The organism is Stenotrophomonas sp. YJH_SMC_43 (assembly GCF_059372535.1).
In genome coordinates this window covers 701,750-714,584 of sequence record NZ_JCAFVQ010000001.1, presented here as the reverse complement: position 1 = coordinate 714,584, position 12,835 = coordinate 701,750, and the positions used below count along the sequence as shown (strand labels likewise).

Below are 12,835 nucleotides of genomic sequence, written 5' to 3'. Positions count from 1 at the left end.
CAGGAATCCGCCATGAACATTGGACAACTGGCCCGCCAGGCGGGCGTGCCGATCGATACGGTGCGCTACTACGAACGACAGCAGCTGCTGCCGACCGCAGCCCGCTCGGCGGGTGGCTACCGCATCTTCGGCGAGCAGGATCTGCGCCGGCTGCGATTCATCCGCCGCGCCAAGGCGCTGGGCTTCAGCCTGGAAGAGATCGGCGAGCTGCTCGTACTGAGCGATCAGCACTCGCAGGACATGGGCAGCGTGCGCGACACCGCGCAGGCCCGCCTGCAGGACATCGCGCAACGGATGGCCGAGCTGCAGCGCATGCACACCGCACTTTCGCAGCTGGTCGACGCCTGCCCCGGTCACGGCACGCTGGACCAGTGCCCGATCCTGGCGGCACTGACCGACAACGTTGCACAGGCGAAAGGCGACTGACATCGGCTTCGCAACGCACGTGAAGAAAAGTGCAACAAATGCTTGCCAACCCCCTGGGGCAAGGCTATTATTTCGCTCCTCAGCGACGTGGGGCCATAGCTCAGCTGGGAGAGCGCCTGCATGGCATGCAGGAGGTCAGCGGTTCGATCCCGCTTGGCTCCACCAATCTTTCGGCATTAGGCCGTCGAAAGGTCGCTAAAGAACATTGATGAGAATTGCGTCCCCATCGTCTAGAGGCCTAGGACATCACCCTTTCACGGTGGCGACCGGGGTTCGAATCCCCGTGGGGACGCCACTCATCACGAACAACGAGGACCCGGCCGATAACCGGGTCTTTTTTGTTCACCGCCTACCAGCAGTCAGGTAGTGGCGTTGCGGTTCCCCTGCCCTCGCGGCCGCGGTTGAACCGGAACGAAAAAAGCTCAAAAAAAGCTTCCACAAACGTGAACACGCAGGTATGATAGGCGGCTCGGTAACACGGGGCCATAGCTCAGCTGGGAGAGCGCCTGCATGGCATGCAGGAGGTCAGCGGTTCGATCCCGCTTGGCTCCACCACTTTCGACATTAGGCCGTCGAAGGTTCTACAACTTGAAGTTTTTCGTGCGTCCCCATCGTCTAGAGGCCTAGGACATCACCCTTTCACGGTGGCGACCGGGGTTCGAATCCCCGTGGGGACGCCAGTTTCAAAACGGACTCTGCTCCCGGCAGATCATCCGGAGTTTCATTGGGGCCATAGCTCAGCTGGGAGAGCGCCTGCATGGCATGCAGGAGGTCAGCGGTTCGATCCCGCTTGGCTCCACCACTTCGACATTAGGCCGTCGAAGGATCTACAACTTGAAGTTTTCGTGCGTCCCCATCGTCTAGAGGCCTAGGACATCACCCTTTCACGGTGGCGACCGGGGTTCGAATCCCCGTGGGGACGCCAATTCTTTAAAACCCCGGCTTCGGCCGGGGTTTTTCTTTGCCTGTGATTCCTGGGAAGGCCCGAGCCGCGCATGGCTGGCCTCAGCCTGGACACACCTCAGAACCGGCGATACATCCCGATCGATGCAGGTGCGGTAGGTGCGAAACCAAACTGCGCGTACAGCCGGTGCGCTTCACCATCTGCCAGAAGGCTGACGTATGCCGACGGCGGCAGGTTTGCCTGCATCCAGCCATCCAGGCGACGCATCACTTCCTTGCCCAGGCCCTGCCCCTGCAGGCGCGGCAACACGGCGATATCGCAGACCTGCAGGTGGCAGCCCCCATCGCCGACGATGCGCCCCATCGCCACCAGCTCGTTGCCCTGGTAGGCGCACACGCCATACAGGGTCTTGGGCAGCGCGCGTGCCGCCGCCTCCTGGCTCTTGGCACTGAGGCCCGCCAGCACACGCAGCTGGCAATAGTCTTCGACCGTGGGCACGGCGTCGCGGAACTGGCAGGCGACGGAATCATTCATGCGCTTTCTCCCTGTAGGTCGGGCTATCCTGCCTCATCCATGTCGCAACTGCTGCGACCCGCGCCTGCAGAGTTCCCATGTGCTATTCCGCCCTGATCCGCGCCGACTACGCCAAGCTGGTGCGCGAGTTTGGCGCCATCCTGTCGCTGGAAGAATTCGCGGAGCTGTACGCGCACGATCCCGGCAAGAAGCGCCCCAGAACTCCCAAGGCCATGGATGACGGCTTCGCCGGTGCGCGCACCGAGCAGGGCCGCGACATCGTCGCGAAAATCCAGCAATGGCATGCGCAGGAGCGCCAGGATCTGGAAGCGGAGCTGGCCCGCCAGCGCGAGCGACGCGATATCGCCAACGCCACGCTGGCGACCCGCCCCACCCAGAAGGCACGCAACGACCTGCGCGTAGCCGGCAACCGCATCGATCGTGCGCAGGCCCGGCTGGAAGACCTGCACCGGGTGCAGCTGCTGCCGCGCGACAACCGCATTTTCCCTGGCACCTACGCACCGGTCATGGTCAGCGAGGGCGGCAAACGCGTGATCAAGCCGATGCGCTACCAGTGCCGGCTGCCGGACAAGCCGGTGCGCAACGACATCCTCTATCCCGGCACCTACAACGCGAGGCGCGACAGCCTGGAAGGCTATTGGCGCGGTGCGTTCGGCCTGCGCCACGGCGTGGTGGTGGTGCAGGCGTTCTATGAGCACGTACCGCGTCACGCCATCGCCGGCCGCACGCTGGGTGCCGATGAGAAGGAGCAGGACGTGGTGCTGGAGTTCCGGCCTGATCCCCCGCGCGATCTGCTGCTGGCCTGCCTGTGGGCGGAATGGGAAGGACCGGAAGGTCGCCTGCTGTCATTTGCCACCATCACCGACACGCCTCCGCACGACGTCGCCGCTGCGGGCCACGACCGCGGCGTCGTTCCCATCCGCAGGGAACACCTCGATGCCTGGCTCAATCCCGATCCGGATGATCTGGCGCGGCAGTACCGCATCCTCGACGACCGCGAAGAGATCCGCTACGTGTACGAAGAAGCCGGCTGAATACCGCGCACAGATGAAAAACCCCGCCTGGGCGGGGTTCATGGATCAGGGATTGCCGCCGCACATCGCCTCTTCGCAGAAGGCCTGTTCCTGCAGGCATTGTTCGACCTCACCACCCCGCGCGATGCAGCTCTTGTAGAGCTGGAAACAGGGCTGGCCGCACCACGCGGCAGAGGCCGTACCACCGAAGACCGCCATCGAAAGGACACCCGCAGCAACCATGCGCTTGATCCACTTCTTCATGCCACTCTCCTTGTAGGCCTGAGCATTCAGGCCCGGGCAGGATACGCCCACCGCTTCAGCATGCGCCAATCAGGCCCTGGCGCTGGCGCGGCCCACTGCGCGTACCAGTGCCTGGCTCAGGTCTGCCGAGAGATACGGCTTGACCAGCAGCACGCCGGCCAGCATCGGCTCGGGCAGCTGCTCGGCCAGCATGCCTGTGGCCAGCACGAACGGCACGCCACGCGCCGACAGCGCCGCGGCCACCGGCTCGCTGGTTTCATTGCGGGCCAGGCGGTAATCAAGCAGGGCAACGTCCGGGGTCGACGCCTCCAGCAGGCGCAGTGCCTCAGCGACGCTCGCGGCCAGACCCACCACCGTCGCACCGGCGTGCACCAGCTGCATCTGCAGCAGTGCGGCACTCATCTCGTCGTTCTCGACCACCAGCACCCTCAGGTCCTGCAACACTGTCATCGGCTACCACTCCTGGAGGCATTCAAGCCGCCGCAGTATAGCCACCACTGGGCCGAAGCCGACAGGACGCGCCCTGATCGGCCTCCCCACTATGAAAGCCGTGCCGACCTCGTTTACAATCGCACGCTGCCTGCCGGTGTGGCGGAATGGTATACGCAGCTGACTCAAAATCAGCCGGGGGTGACCCCATGAAGGTTCGAGTCCTTTCACCGGCACCAAAGACCCTTGCGGCATAAGGGTTTAAAAGAAAATGGCGTAATGGAGTCGTGAATCTTCCGGCTCCGCCTTTTTTCTTCATTCTCTCTCGCTACACACCGCCGCGCATCTGCTGCAGCCCCGCCCTCAACCGCGCCTTGCTGCGGATGTCCCTCGCTCGGGGTTTCGTCTCCGCCGGCGGCTTGCGCGGCTCCAGCGCTGCCTTGATCCGCTCGATCTCCTTCGCCCCAGCCTCAGCCAGGCGCCGGGCCTGTTGCTGCTGCTCGCGGGTCGGGGGTAGGCCCGGCAGAGGCGTGGCCGGCGCGGTGAGCGTGCTGTCGGTCAGGGGGTCCACGGCCTCGCGCGGCGGCAGGCCCGGGTAGAGCCCCACCGCACACCAGTGCTAAGCCAAGCGCCTATTCTGGCGCACGCTATCAGCTGTCACGAACCGTCCCTGCTCGGCGTCCCTACCTTTGAGTGGACCGACTCCGGCCCACACTTAGAGGAAAAGGACGTTAGAAATGAACCGAGCGAACTGGTTTGTGGTCTCTCCCGAGGGTGCCAAAGCGGTTGGACAGCTCCATCACTTTGTGACCACCGGCACATCGTTGCCCTCAAAATTGATCCACCTGGTGTTCTTGCGCGTTTCTCAACTGAATGGATGCGCGCACTGCATAGACATCCACACACGCGATCTACTCAAGGAAGGCATGCCCTTCGACACAATCACCCTTCTGCCTGTTTGGCACGAAGCCTCGTACCTGTTCTCGGAGCAAGAGCGCGCCGCGTTGGCATGGTCTGAGGAAGTGACGCTTGTCAGCGAGACCCACGCATCTGACGAGGCGTATCAGGCCGTGGCCGCAGCCTTCAGCGAGAAGGACCTTGTCGATCTTACGCTCACCATCGCGGCAATGAACGCGATCAATCGGCTAGGCGTGAGCTTTAGGCTCAAGCCCCGTGCCAAGCCCGCTACCGAGTAACGACACCGGCGAGCGCTGGGCATTGGCCCAGCGCCGCGTCAGCGCCGCTTTGATCCGACTTTTGCCTCCCTCAACCGAGCCTTAGCGGGATCCGTCAGTCTGGGCTTGGTCTCCGCCGGCCGCCGGATCGGCTCCAGTGCCGCCATCACCCGGGCGAACGCGGCAGCAGCCGCCTCGTCCAGGGACTCGGGCTGGCGGTACTGATGATCGACATCGACCACTTCAAACGGCTCAATGACACCTACGGCCACCCGGAAGGCGATCGTCGCCTGCAGTCGGTGGCCGCCATTCTTGATGGCTGCCTGCAACGGGGTGACGATCTGCTGGCCCGCTATGGCGGCGAAGAGTTCATCGCCGCCCTGCCCTCGCCCGATGCCGCCCACGCCCTGGGCCTGGGCGAACGGCTGCGCGCTTCGGTCGAAGCCGCAGCCCTGCCCGCCCCTGAAGCCACCGTCACCATCAGCATCGGCGTGGCCTGGCAGGCACCGGGCGAAGACCGCGATCCGCGCGACCTGGTCGAACGCGCCGACCAGGCCCTGTATCGCGCCAAGCATGCCGGCCGCAACTGCGTACGCGGCGACACCGGCACCACGGAAGACTGGTCCAGGCGCCGCGTCTAGACCGCGTGCAGCGCCGCCGCTCCATGCCGATGCCCGGCCCCGCCCTGCACGCGGAAGCTGGCCACGGTCTGCAGCAGCTGCGCCGACTGTTCTTCCATGCTGCGCGCCGCCGCCGACGCCTCCTCGACCAGGGCCGCGTTCTGCTGGGTGCCCTGATCGATCAGGTCAACCGCATGATTCATCTGCTGGATGTCGTCGCTCTGCTGCTGCGAGGCAGTGCTGATTTCGGTCATCAGGTCACTGACCCGGCGCACGTTGATCACGATTTCATCCATGGTGCGGCCCGCGCTCTCAACCTGCGCCGTGCCGGCGCCCACATTGGCAACCGACTCATCGATCAGGTGCTTGATCTCCTTGGCTGCGCTGGCCGAACGCTGCGACAGCTCGCGGATCTCGGTTGCAACCACGGCGAAGCCACGGCCATGTTCACCGGCACGCGCAGCCTCCACCGCTGCGTTCAGCGCGAGAATGTTGGTCTGGAAGGCGATGCCGTCGATCACCCCGATGATGTCGACGATGCGCCGCGACGAGGCGTTGATCACCGCCATCGTCTCGACCACCTCATGCACCACATTGCCGCCTCGCGCGGCGACGTCGGCCGCTCCACCGGCCAGCTGGCTGGCCTGGCGCGCGTTGGTGGCCGTGCGCTGCACGGTCTCGGCCAGTCCCTTCATCGACACGGCGGTTTCCTCCAGCGAGGCCGCCTGCTGCTCGGTGCGCTGCGAGAGGTCGCTGTTGCCCTGTGCGATTTCAGTCGCGCCGACTGCGATGGTGTCCGCAGCGAACTTGATCTGGCCGATGATGGCCGCCATCGCCTCGACCAGCGAATTCACGCCTTCGCACAGTTCGGCGATCGACCCGTTCTTGTCGGCGGTGGCCACGCGCTGGGTCAGGTCGCCCTGCTTGGCGGCAGCCACCACCTCGCGGGTCTGCGCCACGGCGCGCTGCATGGCCTGGTTCTCATGCACCTGCGCGGTGATGTCGGTGGCGTACTTGACGACCTTGAACGGCTTGCCGTTGAGGTCCAGGATCGGGTTGTAGGATGCCTGGATCCAGACCTCGCGCCCGCCCTTGCCCAGGCGCCGATACTGCCCGGCGTCATACTCGCCACGCCCCAGTTTCTCCCAGAACTGGCGATATTCGACGCTGCTGCGATGCTCGGGCTCGACAAACAACGAATGGTGCTGCCCGCGCACCTCGTCCAGGCTGTAGCCGGTGGCGGCCAGGAAATTGTCATTGGCCGACAGGATGCGGCCATCCATGCTGAACTCGATCACCGCCTGCGACTTGGCGATCGCGGCCAGTTGCCCCGCCGAGTCGGCCGCCTGCAGCTTCTGCGCGGTGATGTCGGTCGCGAACTTGACCACCTTGTACGGCCGCCCCTGGCGGTCCAGCACCGGGTTGTACGAGGCCTGGATCCAGATCTCGCGCTGGCCCTTGCCGAAGCGGCGGTACTGTCCGGCGTCATATTCGCCGCGCCCCAAGCGCGCCCAGAAGTCGCGGTATTCAGCGCTGCGCGCCTGCTCGGGGTCGACGAACAGGGAATGATGCCCGCCCTGGATCTCCTCCAGCCGGTAGCCCATCGCCTGCAGGAAATTGTCATTGGCCTGCAGGATGGTGCCGTCGAGCGCGAACTCGATGACGGCCTGCACGCGATGCAGCGCGGCCACCTGCGCCTCCAGCTCGGTGCGGTCGGTCACCGCCTTCTCTGTGCGGGTGCGTTGCTGCGGCGCCAGTGCGCCAAGCAGCGCACGCCACGGCGACCAACGGGTATGCAGCTCGGCCGGCGCCTGCGCGCCCGCCGTGAAGCCTGGAATGAGCATTGTCTGATCCTCGGTGTCCGGTAAGCGGTTGTGACCCGACGGGCGGGACGCCCGGCGGCAACATCAGTTGCCAGGGACTACAGGTGCCAACCGGCACCTCTCGAGCGACTGCCAAGAACGTCTGCTGCGGCTGCGATCGGCATCTAGGAGCGGCGGAACACACTGCGCGGACCGCCCATCGGGGGCAGTCTGGGGTCCTGCGGCGGGTGACTGGAGCGGGATCCAGAGGGAGTATCGGCGATGCCGTCGGCCGCTTTAGCGGGATTCCGCGACGTCCGTCGCAACTCCGTGCATTGCAGCCGGAATGCGGTAGACGATTGCTGTGTACTTCACGCCCTGCTCACGTGCCACCGCCTGCCCACCGAGGGACTCAGCCAGTGAACGGCTGGACCGGTTCCGTTCCGCCACCGGGTAGCGGAACGCCGCACAGCGCAGGCGCTCGGAGGCCGCCGACCACACCGCCGCCACGGCTTCGCGGCCATAGCCGTGCCCATGCATCACTTCTGCGATCCAGATGCCCAGCTCGGGTTCTGCTTCCCCGGCTCGATGCAGGCCTGCCAGGCCAAGGAATACATCATCCTCGCGCCTGCGGATCACGAACGTGATGTCGGTCCCGTCGGCAATGGTGGGCAGCCACGTCTGCCAGACCGCAGCAAACGCCGCCTCCGACGGAGGCGGCTCGAAGGCCATGTAGCGGGTCAGCCCGGGCGTGATTCCCGCAAATGCCTCGTCGGCGTCACCGGGCGTGAATGGCCGGAGGTGCAGCCGCGGACTGTCGATGGTCCAGTCGTCGGATGTCATGTTCTGCATTGCCTGAGCGCTGAGTACAGCATCGCTCAGCAGAAGGATGCAGCTCAAGGCAGAAAGGTTTACATGACCAATGCGGGATTCCCCAGCCGGAGAAAATGACCAGCATGAAGGTCCCGCAGGACGCTTATCGACATGGAGATCGCATGTTCCCTCGCTTTGCCAGCCTTCTCTTCCTGGCCGTGTGCAGCAGCAGCGCGCTGGCCAACGACACCGCCTATCGACCGGCGTTCCACCCGGACCAGCTGAAGGGACCGCCCGCAGGACGCCCGAACGAAGTACTGGTACTGGGCAGCCCGCACCTGTCCAGCCTGCCGGAGACCTTCACGCCGGCGATGCTGGAACCTCTGCTGCAGCGCCTGGAAGCCTGGCGGCCCACCGCGATCGCAGTGGAGAACCTGTCCGGCCTGCAGTGTGACTTCATGCGCCGCAATCCAGCCCGATACGCGGAGAGCGTAGCGGACTACTGCGTCGATCCGGCCCCGGCGCAGGCCGCCACCGGCCTGGACGTGCCCAGCGCGAACGTGGAGATGGAACGCCTGCTTGCGGAATGGCCGAAGGCGCCAACCGCTGCCCAGCGACGCCGATTGGCCGCAGTCTTCCTGGCCGCGGGCGAAAGCAGCTCGGCAGTCGTCCAATGGCTGCGGCTGCCCAGGGAAGAGCGACGTGCTTCGGACAGCCTGACGCCGGAGCTGGTGCGGTTCCTCGACACGCGCATGACCCGCCGCAACGAGGCCGGCCTGGTGGCCGGCGTCCTTGCCGCACGCCTGGGACTGGAGCGCCTGTGGTCGGTCGACGACCACACTGCGGATTCGCCAACACCGGAATCGCAGCAGAAGGCCTACGCTGCCGCCATACGCGGTGCCTGGGACAATTCCTTCGTCAAAGCGCGCAGGGCGGCCGATGAACGGCTCGAAGCCAATCTTGACCAAGCGGATGGGTTGCTCGCGATGTATCGCGCCTACAACGCACCCGAGGCCGTGATGGCGGCCTTCAACAGCGATTTCGGCGCGACGCTCGTCGAACCCTCGCCGGAAGGCTTCGGCCGCAACTACGTGGGCTACTGGGAAACCCGCAACCTGCGCATGGTCGCCAACATGCGCGACATACTGGGCCAGCATCCAGGCAGCCGCATGCTGACCATCGTCGGTGCCTCGCACAAGGGCTACTACGAGGCTTACCTCAACCTGATGCACGACGTGCAGCTGGTCAGTTCGGATGAAGTTCTGCATTGACGTCAAGCCCGTCGGCTGCGGTATCTTGGATGCAACTTCAACCACTCCACGGAAGGAACCCATAATGAAACAACGCATTTCCGCCGTACTCTTTGCCATAGGCCTGGCCGGTGCTGCGCAGGCCTCGGCATGCGATCTCACTCTCGACAGTGGTGGTGACCTTGCTGCCGCAGTGACCGCCGCACCTGGCAAGAAAATCTGTCTGCGGCCTGGCGCCTACGTCACTGGGCCTGCACCACTGGAAGTTCCCTCCGGCACGACCATCGAGGGATTGGGTGCGAGCATGGCCGACGTCGTGATCTCCGCCCATGGCTCCCCACAGAAGGCAATCGGGCTCGGCAGCGGCACCATGCTGCACAACTTCACATTGTCCACCGGTGCAGGCGGGAACTTCGGTGTACTGGCCTATCATCAGGACCGCATCATCATCTGGAGCCTCGATATCGTCGGCTTCCAGATCAGCACTGGTGTCGTGGGCGGGAAAGGTGTGGATATATGGGACACCTTCATGCGTGCCAACGGCATAGCGGGCAACAATGTGGCGGAACCGAATCTGTGGATCACCGATTCCCGCGACGTCACCATCCTCTATGGGCAGCTGACCGGCCGCAAGGATGGCCCGGGGGGCGATGGCGAGATGGCCATCTACAACTCGAGCAACGTCATGATTGATGGCGCCCGCGTCATCGACTCCGGCGCCAGCGCCATCTATCTGGTGAACTGCGTCGACTGCACCATCAAGAACTCGGTGATTGAACGCCCTGGCGAATGGGGTATCGACGTCGTACAGGGTTCACAGCGCTTTCTTGCAGAAAACAATGCTGTAAGCGGTGCGAACTATGGTGGGGCGGTGTTTGAGACATCGGGCGGTACCACGGCAACATTCCGCTCCAACCGGTTCATTCAGAATCGTCGCTTGGGTGTTGGAAACTGCAACGGCATCAATGCAAAGGGTGGTGTTGCAGGCGTTCTATCGACAGGTAACATCTCTTTCCCTTCAGGTGATCTCTGCGCCTTCCCGTGAAGCATGGGCCTGAGCATCAAAAGCATGAGGCGGTGCTTCCTTCCTGTCCGCCCGCCAGAGCACGATGCAGGCGGCACCGATGCAGGACAGCGTGAATACCAGCAGGGCGACCGCGCCGCCCTGCAGCACCGGCAGCAGGGCCTGCGCGTGCAGGTCGCCGCGCAGCTGTTCCGCACGCAGGCAGGCGGCCAGGGCCAGGCACCAACCGACCAGGGCCGGGGCGAAGGCACGCACCGTCACCGGGTTGCAGACATTCATGGGATCACCTGTACGAGGGGAAGTGCACGGAGTATTCGCGCACGCCCTCTCACAGGCTGAGATCAGCCCTCGATCGGGTCGATGTCGTCGCTCGGCAGCTCACTGGCCTCGCCCTGCACCTGTACGTTGTTGCGACCCATTGCCTTGGCCCGGTAGCACTGGGCATCAGCCGCCGCTACAGCCTGGTCCACGCTCATCCCGCCCGCCAATGGCGCGATACCGATGCTGGCGCCCACATGCAGGCGATCCCGGTCCCACGGAATCGACAGCGATGCCAGGGTGTGCAGCAGTTCACCGCCAATGCGTGCTGCACGACGCGGCGTGCAGCCGGACAGGATCACCGCGAATTCGTCGCCGCCCAGCCGCGCCACCACGTCCGAATCGCGCACGCCGTGGCGCAGCACGCTGGCCACCGCCCACAGCACGGCATCGCCGGCCAGATGGCCCCAGGTATCGTTGACCGGCTTGAAGCGGTCCAGGTCGATGTACATCAACGAGGCGGCCTGGCCGGTACGCTCGACGCGGGTGATCGCCTGCTGCAGATGCACCTCGAAGCCGCGGCGGTTGCTCAGCTCGGTCAGCGGATCGATCTCGGCCAGATGGCGCGCCTCGCGCTGGCGCGCGCGCTGCTGGGTGTCATCGCGCAGCACCCACACTGCGCCCCGTACATGACCTTCATCATCACGCAGCCAGGCACGGGTCAGGTCAACCGGAATCGTGGCTGTGCCCAGGCGCAGCAACAGGTCGGCGTGCAGGTCCACTGCGTTGCTTTCCGGGTCCAGCAGCACGGAGACATCCAGCACTGAACCGGGTGCGTACTCGGTGGTCAGTGCCAGCACATCCTGCACCTTGTGTCCGGCCAGCGACAGCGCGCCATCACCGGCCAGGGTGCGCACCGCGGCCGCATTGGCGTAGTCGATGCGACCATCCAGGCTGACACTGAGCACCAGGTCGGCCACCGCATCAAGCGTGATACGGCTGCGCTGCTCGCTCTCGAACAGGCGCTGCTCGCTGCTGCGCTGGGCGCTGATGTCCTGGATCTGCGACACGAAATGCAGCGGCTCGCCGTGCTCGGTGCGCACCAGCGACACCGACAGCCGTGCCCAGATCACCTTGCCGTCGCGATCGAGATAACGTTTTTCCAGGTGGTAGTGGCTTCGCCGCCCGGCCAGCAGGTCCTGCACCAGGGCCAGGTCGGTCTGCAGGTCGTCGGGATGGGTCAGGCGCTGGAAATCAACCTGCAGCAGTTCTTCGCGGGGGTAGCCCAGGATCCGGCAAAGTGCGTCATTGACGTCCAGCCAGCGCCCTTCCAGCGACACCAGCGCCATGCCCAGCGCCGCCGACGTGAACGCACCGGCGAATTTCTCTGCCGACAGGCGTGCTTCGGCACGCGCCTGCAGGATCTCGGTAATGTCGATGGACATGCCGACATAACCGATCCGCGCGCCGCCGGCACCATCCATGCGGCTGATCGACAGGCGCACCTGGCGTGGCTGGCCATCCTTGCGCCGCAGTGTCCACTGCCGTGAATAGGTCTGCTCATCGGCGCGAGCGCTGAGTGCTTCAAACGCGCCCGGCAGGCTTCCGTCCGCAGCCGCCAGCGGACGCAGCCAGGCCGCCAGCTCGTCCGGATCGTGGAAATCACCCAGTCGCCGCTGGCCGACCACTTCTTCGGCGCTGTATCCCAGCAGGCGTTCCGCGCCGGTATTGAACAAGGTGATGGTGCCTTCGGTATCGGTCGCGATCACCGCCACCTCGTCGGATGCGTCGACCACGGCCTGCAATCGCTGCCGGCTCTCGGCCGCATCCTGTCGCGCCTGCTGCAGCTCGGTCACGTCGGCGTGTGCACCGGCCATCCACAGCGGTCGTCCCTGCCCGTCCCATTCGAACACGCGGCCACGGTCGTGGATCCATATCCACTGGCCATTCTTGTGCCGCATGCGCAGCAGGCAGACATAGTTGTCGCTGCGGCCTTCGAAATGGTCCTCCAGTGCCGCATCGGACAGGACGATGTCGTCGGGGTGGACCAGCTTCAGGAACGTCTTCTGGCACACCGGCTCCAGCTCTTCCAGGCGATAGCCGACGATCTCCGCCCAGCGCGCATTGACCCGCATTTCGCCGGTCTGCACGTTCCATTCCCAGGTGCCGGCTGCGGTGCCGTCGATGATCATCGCCAGGCGACGGCGCTCCTCGGCCAGCTCCTGCAGGCGCCGTTCGAGCAGCCCGTTGCCGTTGCTTCCCTGGCCCGCCATCAACCCGCCCCGCGGCCCGCACAGGCGGGCAGTGGCCGCAGCACAACGCT

12 protein-coding genes, 7 tRNA genes and 1 pseudogene are annotated in these 12,835 nt (G+C 65.0%); 13 read left to right on the top strand and 7 right to left on the bottom strand.

The window, feature by feature from the left end; translation table 11 throughout:
- Nucleotides 1–12 precede the first annotated feature (12 nt).
- The 7 genes from AC5QAH_RS03430 to AC5QAH_RS03400 all read left to right on the top strand — a co-directional run bounded on the left by AC5QAH_RS03430 (nt 13) and on the right by AC5QAH_RS03400 (nt 1,351).
- Nucleotides 13–426, top strand: coding sequence for a heavy metal-responsive transcriptional regulator (locus AC5QAH_RS03430; protein WP_010484978.1), 414 nt, complete (start codon nt 13–15; stop codon nt 424–426).
- A gap of 89 nt (nt 427–515) precedes the next feature.
- Nucleotides 516–591: transfer RNA gene (locus AC5QAH_RS03425), tRNA-Ala, on the top strand.
- Between the two features lie 54 nt (nt 592–645).
- A tRNA-Glu gene (locus AC5QAH_RS03420) sits at nt 646–721 on the top strand.
- Nucleotides 722–905: 184 nt separating this feature from the next.
- Nucleotides 906–981: transfer RNA gene (locus AC5QAH_RS03415), tRNA-Ala, on the top strand.
- A 49-nt stretch (nt 982–1,030) separates the two neighbouring features.
- A tRNA-Glu gene (locus AC5QAH_RS03410) sits at nt 1,031–1,106 on the top strand.
- A gap of 46 nt (nt 1,107–1,152) precedes the next feature.
- Nucleotides 1,153–1,228 (top strand) — tRNA-Ala (locus tag AC5QAH_RS03405).
- A 47-nt stretch (nt 1,229–1,275) separates the two neighbouring features.
- Nucleotides 1,276–1,351 (top strand) — tRNA-Glu (locus AC5QAH_RS03400).
- Between the two features lie 96 nt (nt 1,352–1,447).
- Here the strand turns inward: AC5QAH_RS03400 and AC5QAH_RS03395 are convergent.
- Entirely contained in the window at nt 1,448–1,864 is a 417-nt protein-coding gene (locus AC5QAH_RS03395; protein WP_049453045.1) for a GNAT family N-acetyltransferase, read from the bottom strand.
- A 77-nt stretch (nt 1,865–1,941) separates the two neighbouring features.
- Here AC5QAH_RS03395 and AC5QAH_RS03390 point away from each other — a divergent pair, with 77 nt between their 5' ends.
- Entirely contained in the window at nt 1,942–2,898 is a 957-nt protein-coding gene (locus AC5QAH_RS03390; protein WP_010484958.1) for an SOS response-associated peptidase family protein, read from the top strand.
- A gap of 45 nt (nt 2,899–2,943) precedes the next feature.
- Here the strand turns inward: AC5QAH_RS03390 and AC5QAH_RS03385 are convergent, their stop codons facing one another.
- Together AC5QAH_RS03385 and AC5QAH_RS03380 are read right to left on the bottom strand one after the other, a co-directional pair.
- Nucleotides 2,944–3,141: a hypothetical protein gene (locus AC5QAH_RS03385; RefSeq protein WP_010484956.1), complete on the bottom strand. Its 198-nt coding sequence runs from the start codon at nt 3,139–3,141 to the stop codon at nt 2,944–2,946.
- Nucleotides 3,142–3,210: 69 nt separating this feature from the next.
- Nucleotides 3,211–3,591, bottom strand: a complete 381-nt coding sequence (locus AC5QAH_RS03380; RefSeq protein ID WP_010484954.1) for a response regulator — start codon at nt 3,589–3,591, stop codon at nt 3,211–3,213.
- A gap of 132 nt (nt 3,592–3,723) precedes the next feature.
- Here AC5QAH_RS03380 and AC5QAH_RS03375 point away from each other — a divergent pair.
- The 3 genes and pseudogenes from AC5QAH_RS03375 to AC5QAH_RS03365 all read left to right on the top strand — a co-directional run.
- Nucleotides 3,724–3,809 (top strand) — tRNA-Leu (locus AC5QAH_RS03375).
- Between the two features lie 498 nt (nt 3,810–4,307).
- Nucleotides 4,308–4,766, top strand: a complete 459-nt coding sequence (locus AC5QAH_RS03370) for a carboxymuconolactone decarboxylase family protein (RefSeq protein WP_019336516.1) — start codon at nt 4,308–4,310, stop codon at nt 4,764–4,766.
- Nucleotides 4,767–4,864: 98 nt separating this feature from the next.
- Nucleotides 4,865–5,386 (top strand): annotated as a pseudogene (locus tag AC5QAH_RS03365) (GGDEF domain-containing protein); the annotation flags it as partial.
- On the opposite strand, the gene AC5QAH_RS03360 reads toward AC5QAH_RS03365, so the two are convergent.
- Together AC5QAH_RS03360 and AC5QAH_RS03355 are read right to left on the bottom strand one after the other, a co-directional pair.
- Nucleotides 5,383–7,209, bottom strand: coding sequence for a methyl-accepting chemotaxis protein (locus AC5QAH_RS03360; protein WP_049453042.1), 1,827 nt, complete (start codon nt 7,207–7,209; stop codon nt 5,383–5,385). The pseudogene AC5QAH_RS03365 and the gene AC5QAH_RS03360 sit on opposite strands and share 4 nt — an antisense overlap.
- A 255-nt stretch (nt 7,210–7,464) precedes the next feature.
- Complete coding sequence (locus tag AC5QAH_RS03355; RefSeq protein ID WP_029550665.1) at nt 7,465–8,010, bottom strand: GNAT family N-acetyltransferase; 546 nt, start codon at nt 8,008–8,010, stop codon at nt 7,465–7,467.
- Nucleotides 8,011–8,162: 152 nt separating this feature from the next.
- Here AC5QAH_RS03355 and AC5QAH_RS03350 point away from each other — a divergent pair, with 152 nt between their 5' ends.
- A complete protein-coding gene (locus AC5QAH_RS03350) occupies nt 8,163–9,251 on the top strand; it encodes a DUF5694 domain-containing protein (protein WP_049453040.1) in 1,089 nt (362 codons plus the stop codon).
- A gap of 64 nt (nt 9,252–9,315) precedes the next feature.
- Nucleotides 9,316–10,275, top strand: coding sequence for a right-handed parallel beta-helix repeat-containing protein (locus AC5QAH_RS03345; protein ID WP_160314084.1), 960 nt, complete (start codon nt 9,316–9,318; stop codon nt 10,273–10,275).
- Here the strand turns inward: AC5QAH_RS03345 and AC5QAH_RS03340 are convergent.
- Both AC5QAH_RS03340 and AC5QAH_RS03335 read right to left on the bottom strand, forming a co-directional pair.
- Complete coding sequence (locus AC5QAH_RS03340; RefSeq protein WP_049453035.1) at nt 10,249–10,533, bottom strand: hypothetical protein; 285 nt, start codon at nt 10,531–10,533, stop codon at nt 10,249–10,251. The two genes, AC5QAH_RS03345 and AC5QAH_RS03340, sit on opposite strands and share 27 nt — an antisense overlap.
- 62 nt (nt 10,534–10,595) lie before the next feature.
- Nucleotides 10,596–12,785, bottom strand: a complete 2,190-nt coding sequence (locus tag AC5QAH_RS03335) for a PAS domain S-box protein (protein WP_019336521.1) — start codon at nt 12,783–12,785, stop codon at nt 10,596–10,598.
- Nucleotides 12,786–12,835: the final 50 nt, after the last annotated feature.

Coding starts and splice junctions, on each gene's coding strand:
- AC5QAH_RS03360 (WP_049453042.1), bottom strand. CDS start 7,209: ATGCTCATTCCAGGCTTCACGGCGGGCGCGCAGGCGCCGGCCGAGCTG.
- AC5QAH_RS03390 (WP_010484958.1), top strand. CDS start 1,942: ATGTGCTATTCCGCCCTGATCCGCGCCGACTACGCCAAGCTGGTGCGC.
- AC5QAH_RS03430 (WP_010484978.1), top strand. CDS start 13: ATGAACATTGGACAACTGGCCCGCCAGGCGGGCGTGCCGATCGATACG.
- AC5QAH_RS03395 (WP_049453045.1), bottom strand. CDS start 1,864: ATGAATGATTCCGTCGCCTGCCAGTTCCGCGACGCCGTGCCCACGGTC.
- AC5QAH_RS03370 (WP_019336516.1), top strand. CDS start 4,308: ATGAACCGAGCGAACTGGTTTGTGGTCTCTCCCGAGGGTGCCAAAGCG.
- AC5QAH_RS03355 (WP_029550665.1), bottom strand. CDS start 8,010: ATGACATCCGACGACTGGACCATCGACAGTCCGCGGCTGCACCTCCGG.
- AC5QAH_RS03340 (WP_049453035.1), bottom strand. CDS start 10,533: ATGAATGTCTGCAACCCGGTGACGGTGCGTGCCTTCGCCCCGGCCCTG.
- AC5QAH_RS03335 (WP_019336521.1), bottom strand. CDS start 12,785: ATGGCGGGCCAGGGAAGCAACGGCAACGGGCTGCTCGAACGGCGCCTG.
- AC5QAH_RS03385 (WP_010484956.1), bottom strand. CDS start 3,141: ATGAAGAAGTGGATCAAGCGCATGGTTGCTGCGGGTGTCCTTTCGATG.
- AC5QAH_RS03380 (WP_010484954.1), bottom strand. CDS start 3,591: ATGACAGTGTTGCAGGACCTGAGGGTGCTGGTGGTCGAGAACGACGAG.
- AC5QAH_RS03345 (WP_160314084.1), top strand. CDS start 9,316: ATGAAACAACGCATTTCCGCCGTACTCTTTGCCATAGGCCTGGCCGGT.
- AC5QAH_RS03350 (WP_049453040.1), top strand. CDS start 8,163: ATGTTCCCTCGCTTTGCCAGCCTTCTCTTCCTGGCCGTGTGCAGCAGC.